Below are 15738 nucleotides of genomic sequence, written 5' to 3'. Positions count from 1 at the left end.
CATGAATTCGCGCGTTTTCGCTGCCAATGGCGGCGGTTAATCGTCGCGGTGGACTTTTTCGCGGCGCTCGTGGCGCTCCTGGGCCTCAAGGCTCATGGTTGCGATCGGACGTGCATCCAGGCGTTTCAGCGAGATCGCATCGCCGGTCACTTCGCAGTAGCCGAATTCACCCTCGTCGATGCGGCGCAGGGCCGAGTCGATCTTGGCGACCAGCTTGCGCTGGCGGTCACGGGTGCGCAGCTCCAGCGCGCGGTCGGTCTCTTCGCTGGCACGGTCTGCAACATCCGGGATGTTGCGGGTGTTGTCCTGCAGCCCTTCGATGGTATCGCGGCTGTCGGACAGCAGATCCTGTTTCCATTCCAATAGTTTGCGTCGGAAATACTCAAGCTGCCGGTCGTTCATGAACGGCTCATCTTCAGCCGGTCGGTAGTCGTCCGGCAGAAACACTTCTTGCTTCATTTCGGCTCCTTCGGTCTGGCCCATAATGCTGGTCATAATTTGCACCTGAACATTTTGGCTCCCCCTCTGCCGCAGCGTTTATCCCCATCGGAAGGGAATGTCACTACACAATAGTGGCGCCGTTTGGTTAAAACCGTGATAACAACTTGGCGCCGCGGCACCGATCATGACTGGAACAGGAAAGATATGCAATTTCAGGGCACTAAAGAATATGTCGCAACAGATGATTTGAAAGTTGCGGTGAATGCGGCGGTGACGCTGGAGCGTCCGCTGCTGGTCAAGGGCGAGCCGGGCACCGGCAAGACCGAGCTGGCAAAACAGGTGGCCAGCGCCCTAGGGCTGCGGATGATCGAGTGGAACGTGAAGTCCACCACCCGCGCCCAGCAAGGCCTGTATGAATATGACGCCGTCAGCCGGTTGCGCGACAGCCAGCTGGGCGATGCGCGCGTGAATGATGTGAAAAACTACATCAAGAAGGGCAAGCTGTGGGAAGCCTTTGAAGCGGGCGAGAAGGTCGTGCTGCTGATCGACGAGATCGACAAGGCCGACATCGAGTTTCCGAACGACCTGTTGCAGGAGCTCGACAAGATGGAGTTCCACGTCTACGAGACCGGCGAGATGGTCAAGGCCAAGCACCGGCCCGTCATGATCATCACCTCGAACAATGAAAAAGAGCTGCCGGACGCCTTTTTGCGGCGCTGCTTCTTTCACTACATCCGCTTTCCGGATGCTGAAACGATGAAGAAGATCGTCGAGGTGCATCATCCCGGTATCAAGGACAGCCTGCTGACCGCCGCGCTGACCCAGTTCTACGAGATCCGCGAGACGCAAGGCTTGAAGAAGAAACCCTCGACCTCCGAGGTGATCGACTGGCTGAAGCTGCTGCTGGCCGAGGATCTGAGCCCTGAGGACATCGCCCGTGACGGCGCCGATGCGCTGCCCAAACTGCACGGGGCGCTGCTAAAGAACGAACAGGACGTGCATTTGTTCGAACGGCTGGCCTTTATGGCGCGCGGGCGGCGCTGATCGGCCTTGAGGCCGGAACAGGCAGGCGCATTGCCTGGCGGCTGCCTGTTTCGCTTCAAATTGCTGCCGCATTCCCCTATCAGAGGAAACAGAACCGGGCAGCACAGCCCGGGCTGATAGGAGACGCCCCGAGTGCCCGCTGACGCTGCCCCGGTTTCACACATCTCTGTCCGCCGCCTTGTTTGGCAGCCCGCCGCCAGGCCTGTCGGCCTGCGCGTTTTGCGGGGCGCGGTGGCCGGGCTTGCTGTGGCTGTGCTGGCCGCCTGCGCTGCCCCCGACGGGCGGGCCACGGCGCCGACCCGCGCCGCAGCCGCGCCGGTTGCACTGCCGCCGGTCAAGGTCTTCACCGCCGGCCGCGCGCAGCCGCCGCAGCGCTCCAACGCTGATATTGCCCGGGATTTTCTGGATCTGCACTTCCGGCTGGAAGGCGGCAGCACCCTGCCCCAGTTCACCCGGTTCGAGACCCCGATCACCCTGCGGGTGACCGGCACGCCCGCCCCGGGTTTCAACCGCGATCTAAGCGCGCTGCTGGCCCGGCTGCAGACCGAGGCCGGGATCCCGGTCCGCCGGGTGTCCGGCGGCGAGGCCAGTATCACCATCCAGTCGGTTTCCCGCGCCGAGATCCGCCGGGCCTTGCCCAAGGCCGCCTGTTTCGTGGTGCCCAATGTCTCGTCGCTGCGTGAGTACCGGCGCAACCGGCGCAGCCCGCGCACCAATTGGTCGCTGCTGCGCAGCCGCGAGAAGCTGGCGGTTTTCATCCCCAATGACGTCAGCCCGCAGGAAGTCCGCGATTGCCTGCACGAGGAGCTGGCCCAGGCGCTTGGTCCGCTGAATGATCTGTACCGGCTGCCGGATTCGATCTTCAACGACGACAATATCCACGCGGTGCTGACCGGCTTTGATATGCTGATCCTGCGCGCCACCTATGCGCCCGAGCTGCATACCGGCATGAGCCGGGCCGAGGTCGCCGCGCGGCTGCCTGCGGTGCTGGCACGGCTGAACCCGCGCGGCGCGCGCACCGCGGCACAATGGCTGCCGGAAACCCCGCGCGCCTGGGTCGCTGCCTATGAGCAGGCGCTGGGGCCGCAAGCCTCGCTGCGGGACCGGCTGCGCGCCGCCAACACGGCCGCGGCAATTGCCCGCGATCTGGGCTGGCAGGACCACCGCCGGGCCTTGAGCCATTACACATTGGGCCGGATGCTGCATGTCCGCCAACCCGAGCTGGCATTGCAGCATTTCCTGACTGCGCAGACATATCTGCAAGGTCTGCCCGGCACCCGGATGCACCAGGCCAAGCTGGCGGTGCAGCTGGCGGCCTATGAGATTGCCACCGGCAACGGGGGCGCCGCGCTGGCGCGGCTGACCCCTGCTGTGGCAGCCGCGGCCGAACATGAGAACGCCGCCCTGCTGTCGACCCTGCTGATGCTGCAGGCCGAAGCGCTGGAGTTGCAGGGCCGCGCGGTGGAGGCGCGCCGGGTCAGGCTGGACAGCCTGGGATGGGCGCGCTACGGGTTTGGCCCGGATTGGGTGGTCGAGGCCCGGCTCGAAGAAATTGCCGCGCTGCGCCCCTCTGCCCCTTGATCCTGCAACACGAGACAACAGACGGATAAGACCATGATCGTAATTGCCGGCTTGGTGCTGGGCGCCCTTATTGGCGTAATGAAGGCCCGCAAACGTGGCGGCAATACCCTGGACATGCTGCAATACGGGGCTGTCTATGCCATCGTATTTGGTATGATCGGCCTGCTGGCAACCATCCTGACCCACCGGGTGCTGGCGTAACTGCTCAGCAAAGGCCCTGCCATGTTCCAGCCCTTCTTTGAAAACCTGCGCAAGGCGGCGATTCCTGTCAGCCTGCGGGAATATCTGACCTTCCTTGAAGGCATGAAGGCGGGGCTGGCGACCTATGATATCGAGGTGTTCTACTTCCTCGCCCGTGCAGCGATGGTGAAGGACGAGCGCAACATCGACAAGTTCGACCGCGCCTTTGCCGCCACATTCAAAGGGCTGGAGGCCATTCCGGCCGAGGCCGTGATGGAAGCCGTCGATATCCCCGAAGACTGGCTGCGCAAGATGGCGGAAAAACATCTGAGCGCAGAGGAGAAAGCCGAGATTGAGGCTTTGGGCGGCTTTGAGAAATTGATGGAGACGCTGCAGGAGCGGCTGAAGGACCAGCAGGGCCGCCATCAGGGCGGCAACAAGTGGATCGGCACCGCGGGCACTTCGCCCTTTGGCGCTTATGGCTACAATCCTGAGGGCGTGCGCATCGGCCAGAAGGAAAGCCGTCACCAGCGCGCGGTCAAGGTCTGGGACAAGCGCGAATTCAAGAACCTGGACGGCGATGTCGAACTGGGCACCCGCAACATCAAGGTGGCCCTGAAACGGCTGCGCCGCTGGGTCCGCCAGGGCGCGCATGAAGAACTGGATCTGGACCGCACAATCCGCTCCACTGCCGAACACGGCTATCTGGATGTAAAGACCCGCCCCGAGCGGCACAATGCGGTGAAGGTCCTGCTGTTTCTGGACGTGGGCGGCTCGATGGATCCGCATATCAAGGTGGTGGAGGAGCTGTTCTCAGCCGCGCGGACCGAGTTCAAGCACCTGGAATACTACTACTTCCACAATTGCCTGTATGAGGGCGTGTGGCGCGACAACCGTCGGCGCTGGGGTGAAAAGACCCCGACCCATGAAGTGCTGCGCACATACGGGCCGGACTACAAATGCATCTTTGTGGGCGACGCCTCGATGAGCCCGTATGAGATCGCATATGCCGGCGGTGCCAATGAGCATTGGAACGAGGAAGCGGGCCAGGTCTGGCTGCAACGCGCGCGCGACGCCTGGGGCGCGAACCTGTGGATCAACCCGGTGCCGGAGAAATACTGGGACTACACCCATTCGATTGGTATGATCCGGGAGATTTTCGAAGGCGCCATGGTTCCGATGACGCTGGACGGGCTGGAACGCGGCATGCGCGAACTGTCGCGCTAGGCATTTCGCCCTGGCATCCGGCCGGCCAGACCGGTCGGGCACCGCAATACTCAGCGGCCCTCCCGCGCCTGCAGATGCGCCGGCTGGCGCCAGCACCCCTTGGCAGCCTTGGGCATGGCATCCTGCAAAGGCAGGATGCGCGCCGGACCTTAAGGTCCGGCGCCGGGCCCAACCGGGAGGCCGGCATTTCAGATGCAGGCCGGACGGGCGGGAGCCTCGCTTTGCGTCGCCAATCTGCGCATTTCCGCTGCTAGACGCCCCAAAGCCCCCAGCCGCCCAAAGCCGCGACCGGCACGAACAGCCAGCCTTGCGGCAGCAGCCCATAGCCAGTGCGGCGCAGCGGCGGCACCACAATTCCGATCGCCGCAGTCACCGCCGCCAGAGCTGTTCCCGCCAGCGCCATGTCAGCCGAGCCGCGGGCGCCGAGAAACAGGAACAGAGCCATCAGGCCCAGGTAGCCGGTCACCAGATGCCAGCAGAACAAGGTGGTTTCGCGCACGACATCCGGCAGCTGCCGGTCCTGTGCCAACGGCACCGCACATTCCCGGCCCCCGATACAAGCGTGAACACCCATCCACAGGGCCGCCAGCGCTGACGCCGCAAGTAAAGTCCACTGCATCGCAATTCTCCAATTTCTTAATAAAATCAATACCGCCGGTCAAATGTGAAACCTGGCAGCCCATTCAAACCATGCCAAGCCGAAGGGCACCACTGGCAAATACGCCGCAGAGGCTGCGGCTGGTGCGACGTTACCCCGGCACTGTTCATCGCGCCCCGCGGCGCTGTGCCGCCGCCGCTGGTGCTGGATGGGGGCTGGGGGCTGGGGGCTGGGGGCTGGGGGCTGGGCATGCCTCCTGCCCCGGCAGCTGGGACGGCAATCCTTTTCTGCACAACCTGAAGCAGTCTTCCCGCGGAATTCCGCCGCTGAAAACGGCATCCGGCGCATGTCCGCCGAGGCGGGCTTGCACCGGTTGAACGGGCCGCCCCGCAACCGCTATCCGTAAGGAAAAGAACAAGCGGCAATACAAAGGCCGCAATCCCCGAGCAGGAGCCTCGCGTGAGCGTGCCGCATCAAGACATCCCTCCCCGTGGCGGTGCCCCCGCCGCCGCCATAAAGCCGTTTCAGATCCGCGGGCGGTATTTCACCGCCGTTGCGCTGCGCCCCGAAGACGGGCCGCTGGACAAGGCGTTTTATGCGGCGCTTGACGCGCAGCTGCGCTGGAGTCTGCATTTCTTTGACGGTGCGCCGCTGATCCTGGATCTGGCCCAGGCGCCGGGGCTGACCCGCCCGGCTGAGCTGCGCGCACTGGCCGACAGCCTGCGCAGCCGCGGCCTGGCAGTGTTCGGGGTGCAGAACGCCTCGCCCTCGCAAACCGCAGCCGCCGAAGATGCCGGGCTGATCACCATTGCCAGCGGCAAGGATGCACCGCTGAACACCGAAGGCCCGGCCCGGCCCGGTACGCGGCGGGAATTGCCCAAGAAATTGCGTCCGCCGCAGAACCGGCTGATCACCCAGCCGGTGCGGTCCGGCCAGACAGTTGTGGCCGAGGGCGGCGATCTGGTGGTGGTCGGGCCGGTCAGTTCCGGTGCCGAGCTGATTGCGCGCGGCAGCATTCATGTCTATGGCCGCCTGCGGGGCCGCGCCATGGCTGGCGCCGAGGGTGACGAGGAGGCGCGGATCTTCTGCAACAGCCTGGACGCCGAACTGCTGGCAGTCGCCGGGCTGTACCGGACAAGCGAAAATTTGGAACCGGAGCTGTTGAACCGCCCTGTGCAGGTGTTCCTGCAGGACGGACGGCTTTGTGTGGAGCCCCTGGGATGAGCGCAGGGATAAGGAAGGCAGAACGATGAGCAAGGACCTGAAACTGGAAGAGCCGCTGGGCAAGGTGATCGTGGTCACCTCGGGCAAGGGCGGCGTTGGCAAGACCACCACCTCCGCTGCCGTCGGCGCCGAGCTGGCGCGACGCGGCCACAAGACGGTGGTGATCGATTTCGACGTCGGATTGCGCAACCTGGACATGATCATGGGCTGTGAACGCCGGGTGGTGTTCGACTTTATCAATGTCATTCAGGGCGACGCCAAACTGAAGCAGGCGCTGATCCGCGACCGGCGTCTGGAGACGCTGTCGGTGCTGCCGACCTCGCAGACCCGCGACAAGGACGCGCTGACCAAGGATGGCGTCCAGAAGGTGCTGGAAGAGTTGCGTCAGGAGTTCGACTATATCATCTGCGACAGCCCTGCGGGCATTGAACGCGGCGCCCAGATGGCGATGCATTTTGCCGATGAGGCGATTGTGGTGACCAACCCCGAAGTGTCCTCGGTGCGCGACAGCGACCGGGTGCTGGGCCTGTTGAACAGCATCACCGACCGGGCGGGCAAGGCCGGTGCGGAGCCAATCAAAGCGCATGTGCTGATTACCCGTCACGACAAATCCCGCATCAGCAACGGTGAAATGATGACGGTGGAGGATGTGCTGGAGGTCTTGGCAGAGCCGCTTTTGGGGATCATCCCTGAAAGCAAGGCAGTGCTGCGGGCCTCCAATCTCGGCGTGCCCGTGGTGCTGGATGACCCTTCTGCGGCGGCCACCGCCTATGAGGACGCGGTGGGCCGGCTGATCGGTGAGCAGATTGAGATGCGGATTGCCGCCGACCGGCGGCCCGGCCTGCTGCAGCGGCTGTTCGGACGGGCGGTGTAGAGCATGTTCGGTTTTTCCCTCCGCCCCCGCAAAGCCTCGGCCAGCACTGCCAAGGAACGGCTGCAGATCCTGCTGGCGCATGAACGCAGCAGCAGCGGCGGTGTCCGCCCCGACTGCCTGCCGCAATTGCAGCGCGATATCCTGGAAGTGATCCGCCGCCATATGCAGATCGGCGACGAGGCGATCGACATCCGCATGGAACGCGGCGATGAGCTGTCGAGCCTGGAGATCAACATCGAGTTTCCCGGCAAGCTGGGCATGAACTGAACTGCCCGGCGGGGCAGTGCATGTCCCGGCAGTTTTAATAAATTCCGGCGCGAATTCCCCAACCCGCCCGCGCCGGGGTAAGGGCAGGTTAAGCCTGCCCGTGGTGTCATGGGCCTTCCGCATCTATCGCGCAGAAGGCCCATGACTATCTTTAATCAGAATTCGCACCTTGCCGGTGCCGCCCCCCAGGAAACCTTGCGGCTGGGGGAGCTTCTTGGCGCGCTCAGCCATGCGCTGGACATGACCGAAGGCCAGCCCAAGGGGCATTGCCTGCGCTGCTGCTGGATCGGCATGCAGGTGGCCGCAGAGCTGAGGATGGCGCCTCAGGCGCGCTCCGACCTTTATTTCACCTTGCTGATGAAGGATCTGGGCTGCAGTTCCAATGCCGCCCGCATCTGCCAGCTGTACAAGACCGACGACCTGTCCTTTAAACGCGATTTCAAAACAGTGAACGGCCTGCGCCAGGGGCTGGGGTTCCTGTGGCGCAACACGGCCAGCGGCGCCGCGGCCTGGATCCGGCTGAAGACCCTGAAACGGGTGCTGGCTAGGAACAGCAGCATTGCCGCAGAGATGATCGACACCCGCTGCAACCGGGGCGCGGCAATTGCCCGGCAGATGCGGTTTTCCGAAGCTGTGGCCGAAGGCATCGCCGGCCTGGATGAGCATTGGGACGGCGGTGGCCTGCCGCAGGGCCTGGCGGGCGATGCAATCCCGCTGTTCTCGCGCATAGCGCTGATGGCGCAGGTGGTGGATGTCTTTGCCGCCGAGCGGGGGATCGAGGGCGCCGCAGCCGAGCTGGAGCGGCGTGCGGGCACATGGTTCGATCCGGATCTGGTGCCGGTCTTCACCTCGGTGATCCGCCGGCCGCGCTTTTTGCCGGACCTGTGGGACCCCGGACTGGAAGCAGAAGTGCTTGCCACCCCGCAGGCCCGGCACATTCATCCGGTGGATGAGGATTACCTGGATGAAATCAGCGAGGCGTTTTCATTGGTGATCGACGCCAAAAGCCCGTTCACCCACGGCCATTCGCGGCGGGTTGCGCGCTACACCGGCATGATCTGCGATCAGCTGGGCTATACCCCGGAACAGCGGCGCTGGATGGTGCGGGGGGCGCTGCTGCACGACATTGGCAAGCTGGGGGTCCCGAACACCATTCTGGACAAGCCGGGCAAGATGACCGAGGCGGAAACTGCCCGGATGAAACAGCATCCGGTGCTGGGCCATCAGGTGCTGAGCCGGATTTTCGCCTTTCGCGGGCTGGCGGATGTGAGCGCGGCGCATCACGAGCGGCTGGATGGCAAAGGCTATCCTTACGGTCTGAACGCCGGCCAGCTGAGCCAGGAGATGCGGATTTTGGCGGTGGCCGATATCTTTGACGCGCTCACCGCGGACCGGCCCTATCGTGCAGCGCTGCCGCTGGACGAGGCCTATGCAATCATGGACAAGCTGTCAGGGCCTGGAATTGATCCGGACTGCTATGCCGCTCTGCAGGACGCGGTCACGGCCAGCGGCTGGCCGTCGGACCAGGACAGCCTGCCGCAGGAAAGCGGATGGGCGGCAGCGGATCCTGCAGAAACCGCTTGAGCCTGGCAGGGTCAGCCCCCATATCTGAAGCATGCTGCGCCTTTTGCCCATTTTGCTGGCCGTCGCTTACGGCCTGGTGATGTACCGGATTTCGATCTGGCGCACCCACCGTGAGCTGGACCAGCGCTCAACCGAGCTGGCGGATGCGCGGCTGAAAGGGCTGACCGACCGGCTGGCGGCGGCGCTGGAGGTTGCCCGCATTCCGGTGCATATCTATGAGGTCGATCCGGTCAACGGGCTGGCGGCGCCGGACGGGCGGATCTTCATCACCCGCGGGTTCTACCGCAAGTATCAAAGCGGCGAGGTCAGTGCCGAGGAGCTGGCCTCGGTGATCGCCCATGAGCTGGGCCATGTGGCGCTGGGACATGCGAAGAAACGGATGATCGATTTCTCCGGCCAAAACGCCCTGCGCACGGCGCTGATGATGATCCTGGGCCGCTACATTCCCTTTATCGGTCCGTGGATAGCCGGGGTGCTGACAGGTTTGATCGCAGCGCGGCTGTCGCGCGGCGATGAGTATGAGGCAGATGAATATGCCGCCGCATTGCTGACCAAGGCGGGCATTGGCCTGGCGCCGCAGAAAAGCCTGTTCACCAAACTGGAAGAGCTGACCCAAGCGCGCGCGGGCATGGCACCGGCCTGGCTGATGAGCCACCCGAAAACCGAAGAACGCATCGCCGCTCTGGAGCGGCTGGAAGCGAAATGGGCCAAGGGCTGAGAGCGTTGCGGCCTTGAGGGGCCGGCCCCTCAAACTCCCCGGAGTATTTTCACAAAGAAGAAGACAAGGCCTTGGCGAGACGCGGCAGCCGCGCCTTTTTCAAAAGCGGGCGGATCTCCCAGCTGCCGCCGGACAGGCGGTTGGCCTCGGCCAGGACTTGGCTGCCCAAGGCCTCCATGCCCGCGCTGTCCTGCAGCCAGAAGCGGTAGAGGAGTTCGTCCGCGCCGATGCGTTCCAGGCCTTCCTCGGCCAGGGTGTGACGGGGGAAGTCCTTGTTGTTGAGGGTAACAATTGCGTCGGCGTGGCCGGTGATGGCAGCGGCCAGCACATGGATGTCGGCGCTGTCCGGCAGCCACAGGCGGGATTCAACGCCCGGAGATGCGGGCACTTCGGCCTTGGGCCAATTGGTGCGGATCAGAGCGGTCTCGGCCTTGGCCTGTGCGGCGCCTTCGGGGCCGAGTTTCAGCGCGGCGCGCTCCCATTCGCCCAGGATGCGCGCAGACCAGAGCGGGGTGAAATGCCCCAGCCTGGCCGCGCCCAGCAGCATCTCCCGCATCACCGTCGGGTAAAGCACGCAAGTGTCCAGGAGCAGCTTCATCCCCATCAGTCCAGCCGGAAAAAGACGGCCTTAAGGTAGCCGCTTTCGGCCAGCTGCGGCAGCTGCGGGTGGTCAGGGCCGGCATAGCCGGTGTGGATCAGCGTGCTGCGGCGGCCGGATCTGCCGATGCCGCGGGCAGAGGCGTTGCGGAATTTGGCGAGATCCGCCGCGTGCGAGCAGGAGCACAGGCCGAGATAACCGCCGGGTTTGACCAGCGGGGCGGCCAGTTTGGCAATGCGTTCGTAGGCCCGCAAGCCCGCCTCCAGCGCCTGTTTCGATGGCGCAAAGGCAGGCGGGTCGCAGATAACGGCGTCGAAGCTTTCGCCTTCCTTCTGCAGCGCGTCCAGCACGTCGAACGCATCGCCCTGGCGGGCGGTGAACCTGTCCTTGTGGCCGCTGGCTTCGGCGCCCCGGGCCGCCAGCTCAAGTGCGGCGGCAGAGCCGTCGACGCAGGTGGCGTGCGCGGCACCCCCTGCCAGCATCGCCAGGCCAAAGCCGCCGACGTGGGAGAATACATCCAGTACCTTGGCGCCTTGCCCGGTGAGGCGGGCGGCGAAGGCATGGTTTTCACGCTGATCGAAGAACAGCCCGGTTTTCTGGCCGCCGGTGAGGTCGGCCATATAGGTGGCGCCGTTCATCTGCACCGGCACAGGTGCGGCGGGCGTTTCGCCCAGCAGGGTCTGGTTCTGATCGTCCAGCCCTTCCAGGGTACGGGTGCGGCCAGCGGCGTTTTTCAGGATCACTTCTACGCCGGTCACATCCGCCAGCGCCGCGGTGAGCATGTCCAGATGCATCTCGGCCCAGGCGGCGTTGGGCTGGACCACGCAAGCGGCGCCGAACCGGTCGATGACCACGCCGGGCAGCCCGTCGGATTCGGCATGGACCAGCCGGTAGAAGGGCGCGCTGTACAGGCGTTCGCGCATCTCCAGCGCGCGGGACAGGCGGGCCGCAAACCAGGCCTGATCAATCTGCGCTTCCGGATCGCGGTCGAGCATCCGGGCAATGATCTTGCTGTCCGGGTTCACCGACACCAGTCCCAGCGGGTTCTGCGCCTCATCTTCCAGCACCGCCAAGGTGCCGGGCGCCAGTTTGCGGGTGCGGCGGTCGGTCACCAGTTCGTTGGCATAAACCCAAGGAAACCCGTGCCGGATGGCGCGGGCGTTGGATTTGGGTTTCATTTTCACGCGGGGGCGCTGATGCGCATCTGAGGAGGCTGTCATGGGTCCCTCATAGCCGTAAGCCCGGAACAGGAAAAGGGGCCGCATGGCCCCTTCCCGCAGAACTTTGCCGCTGCGCCTTGGCTTTATTGCAGCGCCTGCAGCAGCCCCAGGCGCGGGTTCCGGTAGCTGCCGGGTTTGGTCAGCTCCTGGCGGACCACATTGGCCAGGTGGCCGGTGATGCGCACTTTCTGGGTCTGGCCGCGCGACATGGCTTCCAGGGCGCGGGCGCCGCCAAAAGCCTTGAGATCGGCCTCGATGGTTTTTTCCGGGCGCAGCAGGGCACCGGTGGCCGGATCGGTGAGCCGCATCTTGAAGGTGATGGCGTGAATGCCGCCGGTGGTGTAGCGGGCCTTTTGGGTCAAGGCGTGAAAGCGCTGCAGTTCAATATGCAGATCGGCCTCGATCGCGCCGCCCATGCCGGTGCTGCCGGCCTCCATGGCGCGCTGCACGATTGCCTGCACCTGGGCGTGGCGGTCACCGTAAGGATCCTCGCGCCAGACAATATCGCCTTTGGGCAAATAGCTGTTGGCCTCGGAAACGGAGAGGCTGCGCGGCACATCGACGGTAACGCGGCTGACCCGCAAGGCTGGCACCGGATCCACCTGCGGCAGAGATTCATAGCCGTCGGGCACGTTCACCGCCGCGTCAGGCACCGGCTCGAACGGCAGGTTGCGCGACGGCACGTCCACCGAGGCACAGGCGGACACCATCAGCCCGAGGGAGACGAATGCGAGGCTGCGGAAGATGTTCATGGCTCTGCTCCTTACCGTTTTTCAGCCGCCAGGTCAGGGTCCGGTTGGCGGGTTCAACAGCAAGATGCGGGTCAATCGGGGCAGAATTGGGACAATTTAGGTCCAATTTAGCGAAAATTTAACGAATGTTGACGGACCAATAACACTGACGGGCCGGTAACTTTTGCTTTGGCCCGTCCGGATGCTGCCGTCAGCGTTCCCGCGAGCGCCAGCCGCCGCGGCGGCGCGGTGTGGCGCTGCCTTCCAGCCCGTCGCGCAGCACTGCGGTCATCGGATGGTCCGGATCTGCGCTGCCGTACATCTCCAGCAATGCGCTGACATCTTTCCGGCTGTCGCGGGCCGCGTCCATGCCCAACGCCCAATCAAAGAAAATGCTGCGGCATTGCGCGCTGGTAATGCCGTCGATCCGGTAGGATTCATAGATCAGACCGCGCGGGTCCTGTTCAGTGCTGCCCTTCATCCGCCCCATCCCTTTCCAAGGCCTCTGCAATCAGCGCCGCACAGCGTTTGTAACGGGCCTGCAGCTCCTGCTCCAGCGCATCCAGCCGGGCATATCCGGTGGTGCGGCAGAGGAACTGCGCACCGCCCTCCCCGATCGTCTCCGCCTCGATGGCTTTGCCGGAAAGCAGCCGCGCGGCACTTTGCACCGACCAGAATAGCCGGTAACTGGCGGTCAGGTATTCTGCATCCGCGTCATTCAGCCATCCGGCAGCGACAGCCCCCAGCAGGCCGGAAGCCACATCGCGCGCCACCGAGTCGGAAGTAAGCGCGCCGGCTTGCGACAAAAGCTCGATATCCATCATCCGCCCGGCGCCGTTTTTAGCGTCCCACAGGCCTGACGGCGCCTTGGCGGCGGCCAGCCGCACGCGCATTTCCGACACCTCCTGCAGCACCTTGGCCAGATTCCGCGGCTGGGCCAGGAAAGCCGCACGGAAGGTTTCGATTTCGGCAGCAAGGACGGCCTCGCCCGCAACCACCCGCGCCCGGGTCAGCGCCAGATGCTCCCACACCCAGGCCTCATTCTGCTGGTAATTGGTAAAACCGGCCAGGCTGACCGCCACCGGCCCCTGGTTGCCCGAAGGCCGCAGGCGCATGTCGACCTCGTAAAGCTTACCCTGCGCCATCGGGGCCGAGAGCGCAGTAACAAAGGCCTGGGTCAGCCGGGCGAAATAGGGCCGCGTGGCCAGCGGGCGCTTGCCTTCGGACATCTCCGCGTCGCCTGGGTCATAGATCACGATCATGTCGAGGTCGGATTGCGAATTGATCTGCCCTGCCCCCAGCGACCCCATCGCCAGAACCGCCGCGCCGCGCCCTGGCGCGGGGCCGTGTTTGCGGGAAAACTGCGCCACCACTTCCGGAGCGAGGCCGGCAATCACCACCTCGGCCAGTTCGGCGTATTGGACACCCGCCTGATGGCCGTCTGTCAGCCCGCGCAGGTGGTGCACGCCGATGCGGAAGTGCCATTCCTTGCAACAGCGGCGGGTGGCATCCAGCCGGGCCTCATAGTCGCCTTCCTGCGCCAGCCGTTTTTTCAGTTCCGCCCGCAGCTGCTCTGCTCCCGGCCAGGGATCAAAGAAGGAGCCGCCGATCACCGCATCAAACACCCCGGAATTGCGGGACAGGAAACTGGCCAGCTCGCGCGAGGTGCCGGCGATATCCACCAGCAGATCGATCAGCTGCGGGTTGGCGCCGAACAGCGAGAACAGCTGCACCCCGGCCGGCAGCCCGGACAGGAAACCGTCCAGCGCCACCAGGGTCTCGGCCGGTTTGGCGGTTTTGGCGACGCGCGACAGCAGCTCTGGTTTCAGCCGCTCAAATATCCGCGCCCCGCGGGAAGAACGCAGCGCCGGATAGGTCGGCCAGCGGGCGATGATGGCGCCGTCAAGCTTGGCGGTGTCCTCTGCGGTGTCAGCTGCGGCTGGCGCGCCGCCGGGCGAGAAGAATCCCTCGGTCAGCTCATGCACTTCGGTCAGCCGGTCCCTGATTTGTGCCGTCAGCTCCGCCGGATCGCGGTCCATCAGGCAGGCGATACGGGCAATGCCGTCCTCGGATTTGGGCATCTGGTGGGTCTGCGCGTCATGCACCATCTGGATGCGGTGCTCAACCTCGCGGTGGGCGCGGTAATGGGCCGACAGGGTTTCCGCGGTGCCCGGCGGCACCCAGCCCTTGTCTGCAAGGGCGGCCAGCCCCTCGACGGTGCCGCGCAGTCGCAGGCTTTCGTCGCGCCCGCCGGCGATCAGCTGGCGGGTCTGGGTAAAGAACTCAATCTCGCGGATACCGCCGCGGCCCAGCTTCATATCGTGGCCCGGCACATGCAGGGCGCCGCCGGTACCCTTGTTCTCGCGGATGCGCAGGCGGATGTCATGGGCGTCCTGGATGGCGGCGAAATCCAGGTGACGGCGCCAGATAAAGGGCCGCAGGGTGGTCAGGAACCGCTCCCCAGCCGCGATGTCACCCGCACAGGGGCGTGCCTTGATATAGGCGGCGCGCTCCCAGGTGCGGCCCAGGCTTTCATAGTACCGCTCGGCCGCTTCCATCGCCAGGCAGACAGGGGTGACCGCCGGATCCGGGCGCAGCCGCAGGTCGGTGCGGAACACATAGCCGTCGCCGGTGCGGTCGCTGAGGGCGGCACACATGTTCTTGGTTGCGCGCACCATGCCCTGGCGCGCCTCAAAGAAGTCATCCGGGTCGAACCGGGTTTCATCGAACAGGCAGATCAGGTCGATATCAGAGCTGTAGTTCAGCTCATGCGCGCCCATTTTACCCATCGCCAGAATGGTAAGCCCGCCTGCGGTTTCCACATCATCCTCTGTCAGGCCCGGCAGTTTCTTGCGGCGGATCAGCGTGGCGATTTCCGCCTTGATAGCCACATCCGCACAAAGCGCCCCGAAGTCCGTCAGCGCCCCGGTCACCTGTTCCAGGCTCCAGCCGCCGCTGAGGTCGCAAAGCGCCGTCAGCAGTGCCAGTCGCCGTTTGGCCTGGCGCAGGCCCGGTTTCAGCTGTGCCGCCTCTAGCGCCCGGCAGTCTGCAAAGACCGCTGCCAGCGCGGCGTCAGGATCCTGCAGCGCCTGCGGCAGCCAGGCCGCCTCGCGCGCGGTCAGCTCCTTAAGATACGGGCTGGAGCCGCAGGCGCCTGCCACCAGTTCAGCAAAGGCGCCGGACAGTTCCGGCACCAGGCTGCGCGCCTCGGCGCCAAGGCCGGGATCAAAGGGGCGGGGAATGCGGGAGATATTCAGGGCTGTGGTCATGCGCCGAGACTGTTCCCGCCGCAGCGGCGCGTCAATGGCCGAATTGCCGCTGCCCGGCACAGGTTTACCTAAGGTCAGGAAAACCTGAATGGATAAACAGGCCAAGTAAAGATATCGTTAATACACGGTCATGCTCCGGTTCCCGGGGCCGTTTCGTTGTAAAGAGTTTCTTGTTAACAGGG

The 15738-nt window shown here is 64.7% G+C and carries 16 protein-coding genes; 9 read left to right on the top strand and 7 right to left on the bottom strand.

Translation table 11 applies throughout. The features are described 5' to 3' along the window. Positions 1–36 precede the first annotated feature (36 nt). The gene (dksA, locus tag K3724_RS07630) at positions 37–459 is read right to left on the bottom strand and encodes an RNA polymerase-binding protein DksA (protein ID WP_259992589.1); all 423 of its coding nucleotides are present in this window, start codon (positions 457–459) and stop codon (positions 37–39) included. 186 nt (positions 460–645) lie between these two features. Here dksA and K3724_RS07625 point away from each other — a divergent pair, with 186 nt between their 5' ends. The 4 genes from K3724_RS07625 to K3724_RS07610 all read left to right on the top strand — a co-directional run bounded on the left by K3724_RS07625 (position 646) and on the right by K3724_RS07610 (position 4473). After that, positions 646–1485 (top strand): MoxR family ATPase, encoded by an 840-nt coding sequence (locus tag K3724_RS07625; protein WP_129371227.1) that lies wholly within the window; start codon positions 646–648, stop codon positions 1483–1485. A 219-nt stretch (positions 1486–1704) separates the two neighbouring features. Then, a complete protein-coding gene (locus K3724_RS07620) occupies positions 1705–3066 on the top strand; it encodes a DUF2927 domain-containing protein (protein WP_409201417.1) in 1362 nt (453 codons plus the stop codon). A 33-nt stretch (positions 3067–3099) separates the two neighbouring features. Further along, positions 3100–3267, top strand: coding sequence for a hypothetical protein (locus K3724_RS07615; protein WP_259991516.1), 168 nt, complete (start codon positions 3100–3102; stop codon positions 3265–3267). Between the two features lie 21 nt (positions 3268–3288). Continuing rightward, a complete protein-coding gene (locus K3724_RS07610; protein WP_259991514.1) occupies positions 3289–4473 on the top strand; it encodes a VWA domain-containing protein in 1185 nt (394 codons plus the stop codon). A 250-nt stretch (positions 4474–4723) separates the two neighbouring features. Here K3724_RS07610 and K3724_RS07605 read toward each other — a convergent pair whose 3' ends face one another. Next, positions 4724–5092 (bottom strand): hypothetical protein, encoded by a 369-nt coding sequence (locus K3724_RS07605; RefSeq protein WP_259991512.1) that lies wholly within the window; start codon positions 5090–5092, stop codon positions 4724–4726. Between the two features lie 438 nt (positions 5093–5530). On the opposite strand from K3724_RS07605, the gene minC reads away from it, so the two are divergent. The 5 genes from minC (at position 5531) to K3724_RS07580 (ending at position 9738) form a co-directional block, all read left to right on the top strand. After that, positions 5531–6295, top strand: coding sequence for a septum site-determining protein MinC (gene minC / locus K3724_RS07600; RefSeq protein ID WP_259991509.1), 765 nt, complete (start codon positions 5531–5533; stop codon positions 6293–6295). A gap of 55 nt (positions 6296–6350) precedes the next feature. Continuing rightward, positions 6351–7169 carry a septum site-determining protein MinD gene (minD, locus tag K3724_RS07595; RefSeq protein ID WP_205877415.1) on the top strand — a complete coding sequence of 273 codons (819 nt, stop codon included), beginning with the start codon at positions 6351–6353 and terminating at the stop codon, positions 7167–7169. Between the two features lie 3 nt (positions 7170–7172). After that, entirely contained in the window at positions 7173–7436 is a 264-nt protein-coding gene (gene minE / locus K3724_RS07590; RefSeq protein WP_259991506.1) for a cell division topological specificity factor MinE, read from the top strand. 141 nt (positions 7437–7577) lie between these two features. Beyond that, a complete protein-coding gene (locus tag K3724_RS07585) occupies positions 7578–9020 on the top strand; it encodes an HD-GYP domain-containing protein (protein WP_259991504.1) in 1443 nt (480 codons plus the stop codon). Between the two features lie 31 nt (positions 9021–9051). After that, complete coding sequence (locus K3724_RS07580) at positions 9052–9738, top strand: M48 family metallopeptidase (protein ID WP_259991502.1); 687 nt, start codon at positions 9052–9054, stop codon at positions 9736–9738. Positions 9739–9787: 49 nt separating this feature from the next. On the opposite strand, the gene K3724_RS07575 is transcribed toward K3724_RS07580, so the two are convergent. The 5 genes from K3724_RS07575 to K3724_RS07555 form a co-directional block, all read right to left on the bottom strand. Then, complete coding sequence (locus tag K3724_RS07575; RefSeq protein WP_259991499.1) at positions 9788–10336, bottom strand: RSP_2648 family PIN domain-containing protein; 549 nt, start codon at positions 10334–10336, stop codon at positions 9788–9790. Positions 10337–10341: 5 nt separating this feature from the next. Beyond that, the gene (locus K3724_RS07570) at positions 10342–11556 is read right to left on the bottom strand and encodes an RSP_2647 family RNA methyltransferase (RefSeq protein ID WP_259991497.1); all 1215 of its coding nucleotides are present in this window, start codon (positions 11554–11556) and stop codon (positions 10342–10344) included. Positions 11557–11639: 83 nt separating this feature from the next. Further along, complete coding sequence (locus tag K3724_RS07565; protein WP_259991494.1) at positions 11640–12308, bottom strand: DUF6778 family protein; 669 nt, start codon at positions 12306–12308, stop codon at positions 11640–11642. Positions 12309–12498: 190 nt separating this feature from the next. Then, on the bottom strand, positions 12499–12768 hold the full coding sequence (locus K3724_RS07560) for a hypothetical protein (protein ID WP_259991491.1): 270 nt from the start codon (positions 12766–12768) through the stop codon (positions 12499–12501). Beyond that, positions 12752–15556, bottom strand: a complete 2805-nt coding sequence (locus tag K3724_RS07555) for a bifunctional [glutamine synthetase] adenylyltransferase/[glutamine synthetase]-adenylyl-L-tyrosine phosphorylase (RefSeq protein ID WP_259991489.1) — start codon at positions 15554–15556, stop codon at positions 12752–12754. The genes K3724_RS07560 and K3724_RS07555 overlap by 17 nt, the downstream gene beginning before the upstream one ends. Positions 15557–15738 lie beyond the last annotated feature (182 nt).

The sequence above is a fragment of the Leisingera sp. M658 genome, assembly GCF_025144145.1.
GTDB lineage: Bacteria > Pseudomonadota > Alphaproteobacteria > Rhodobacterales > Rhodobacteraceae > Leisingera.
Note: the sequence above shows the minus strand (reverse complement) of the source record. Positions and strands in the feature narration are given on the sequence as shown.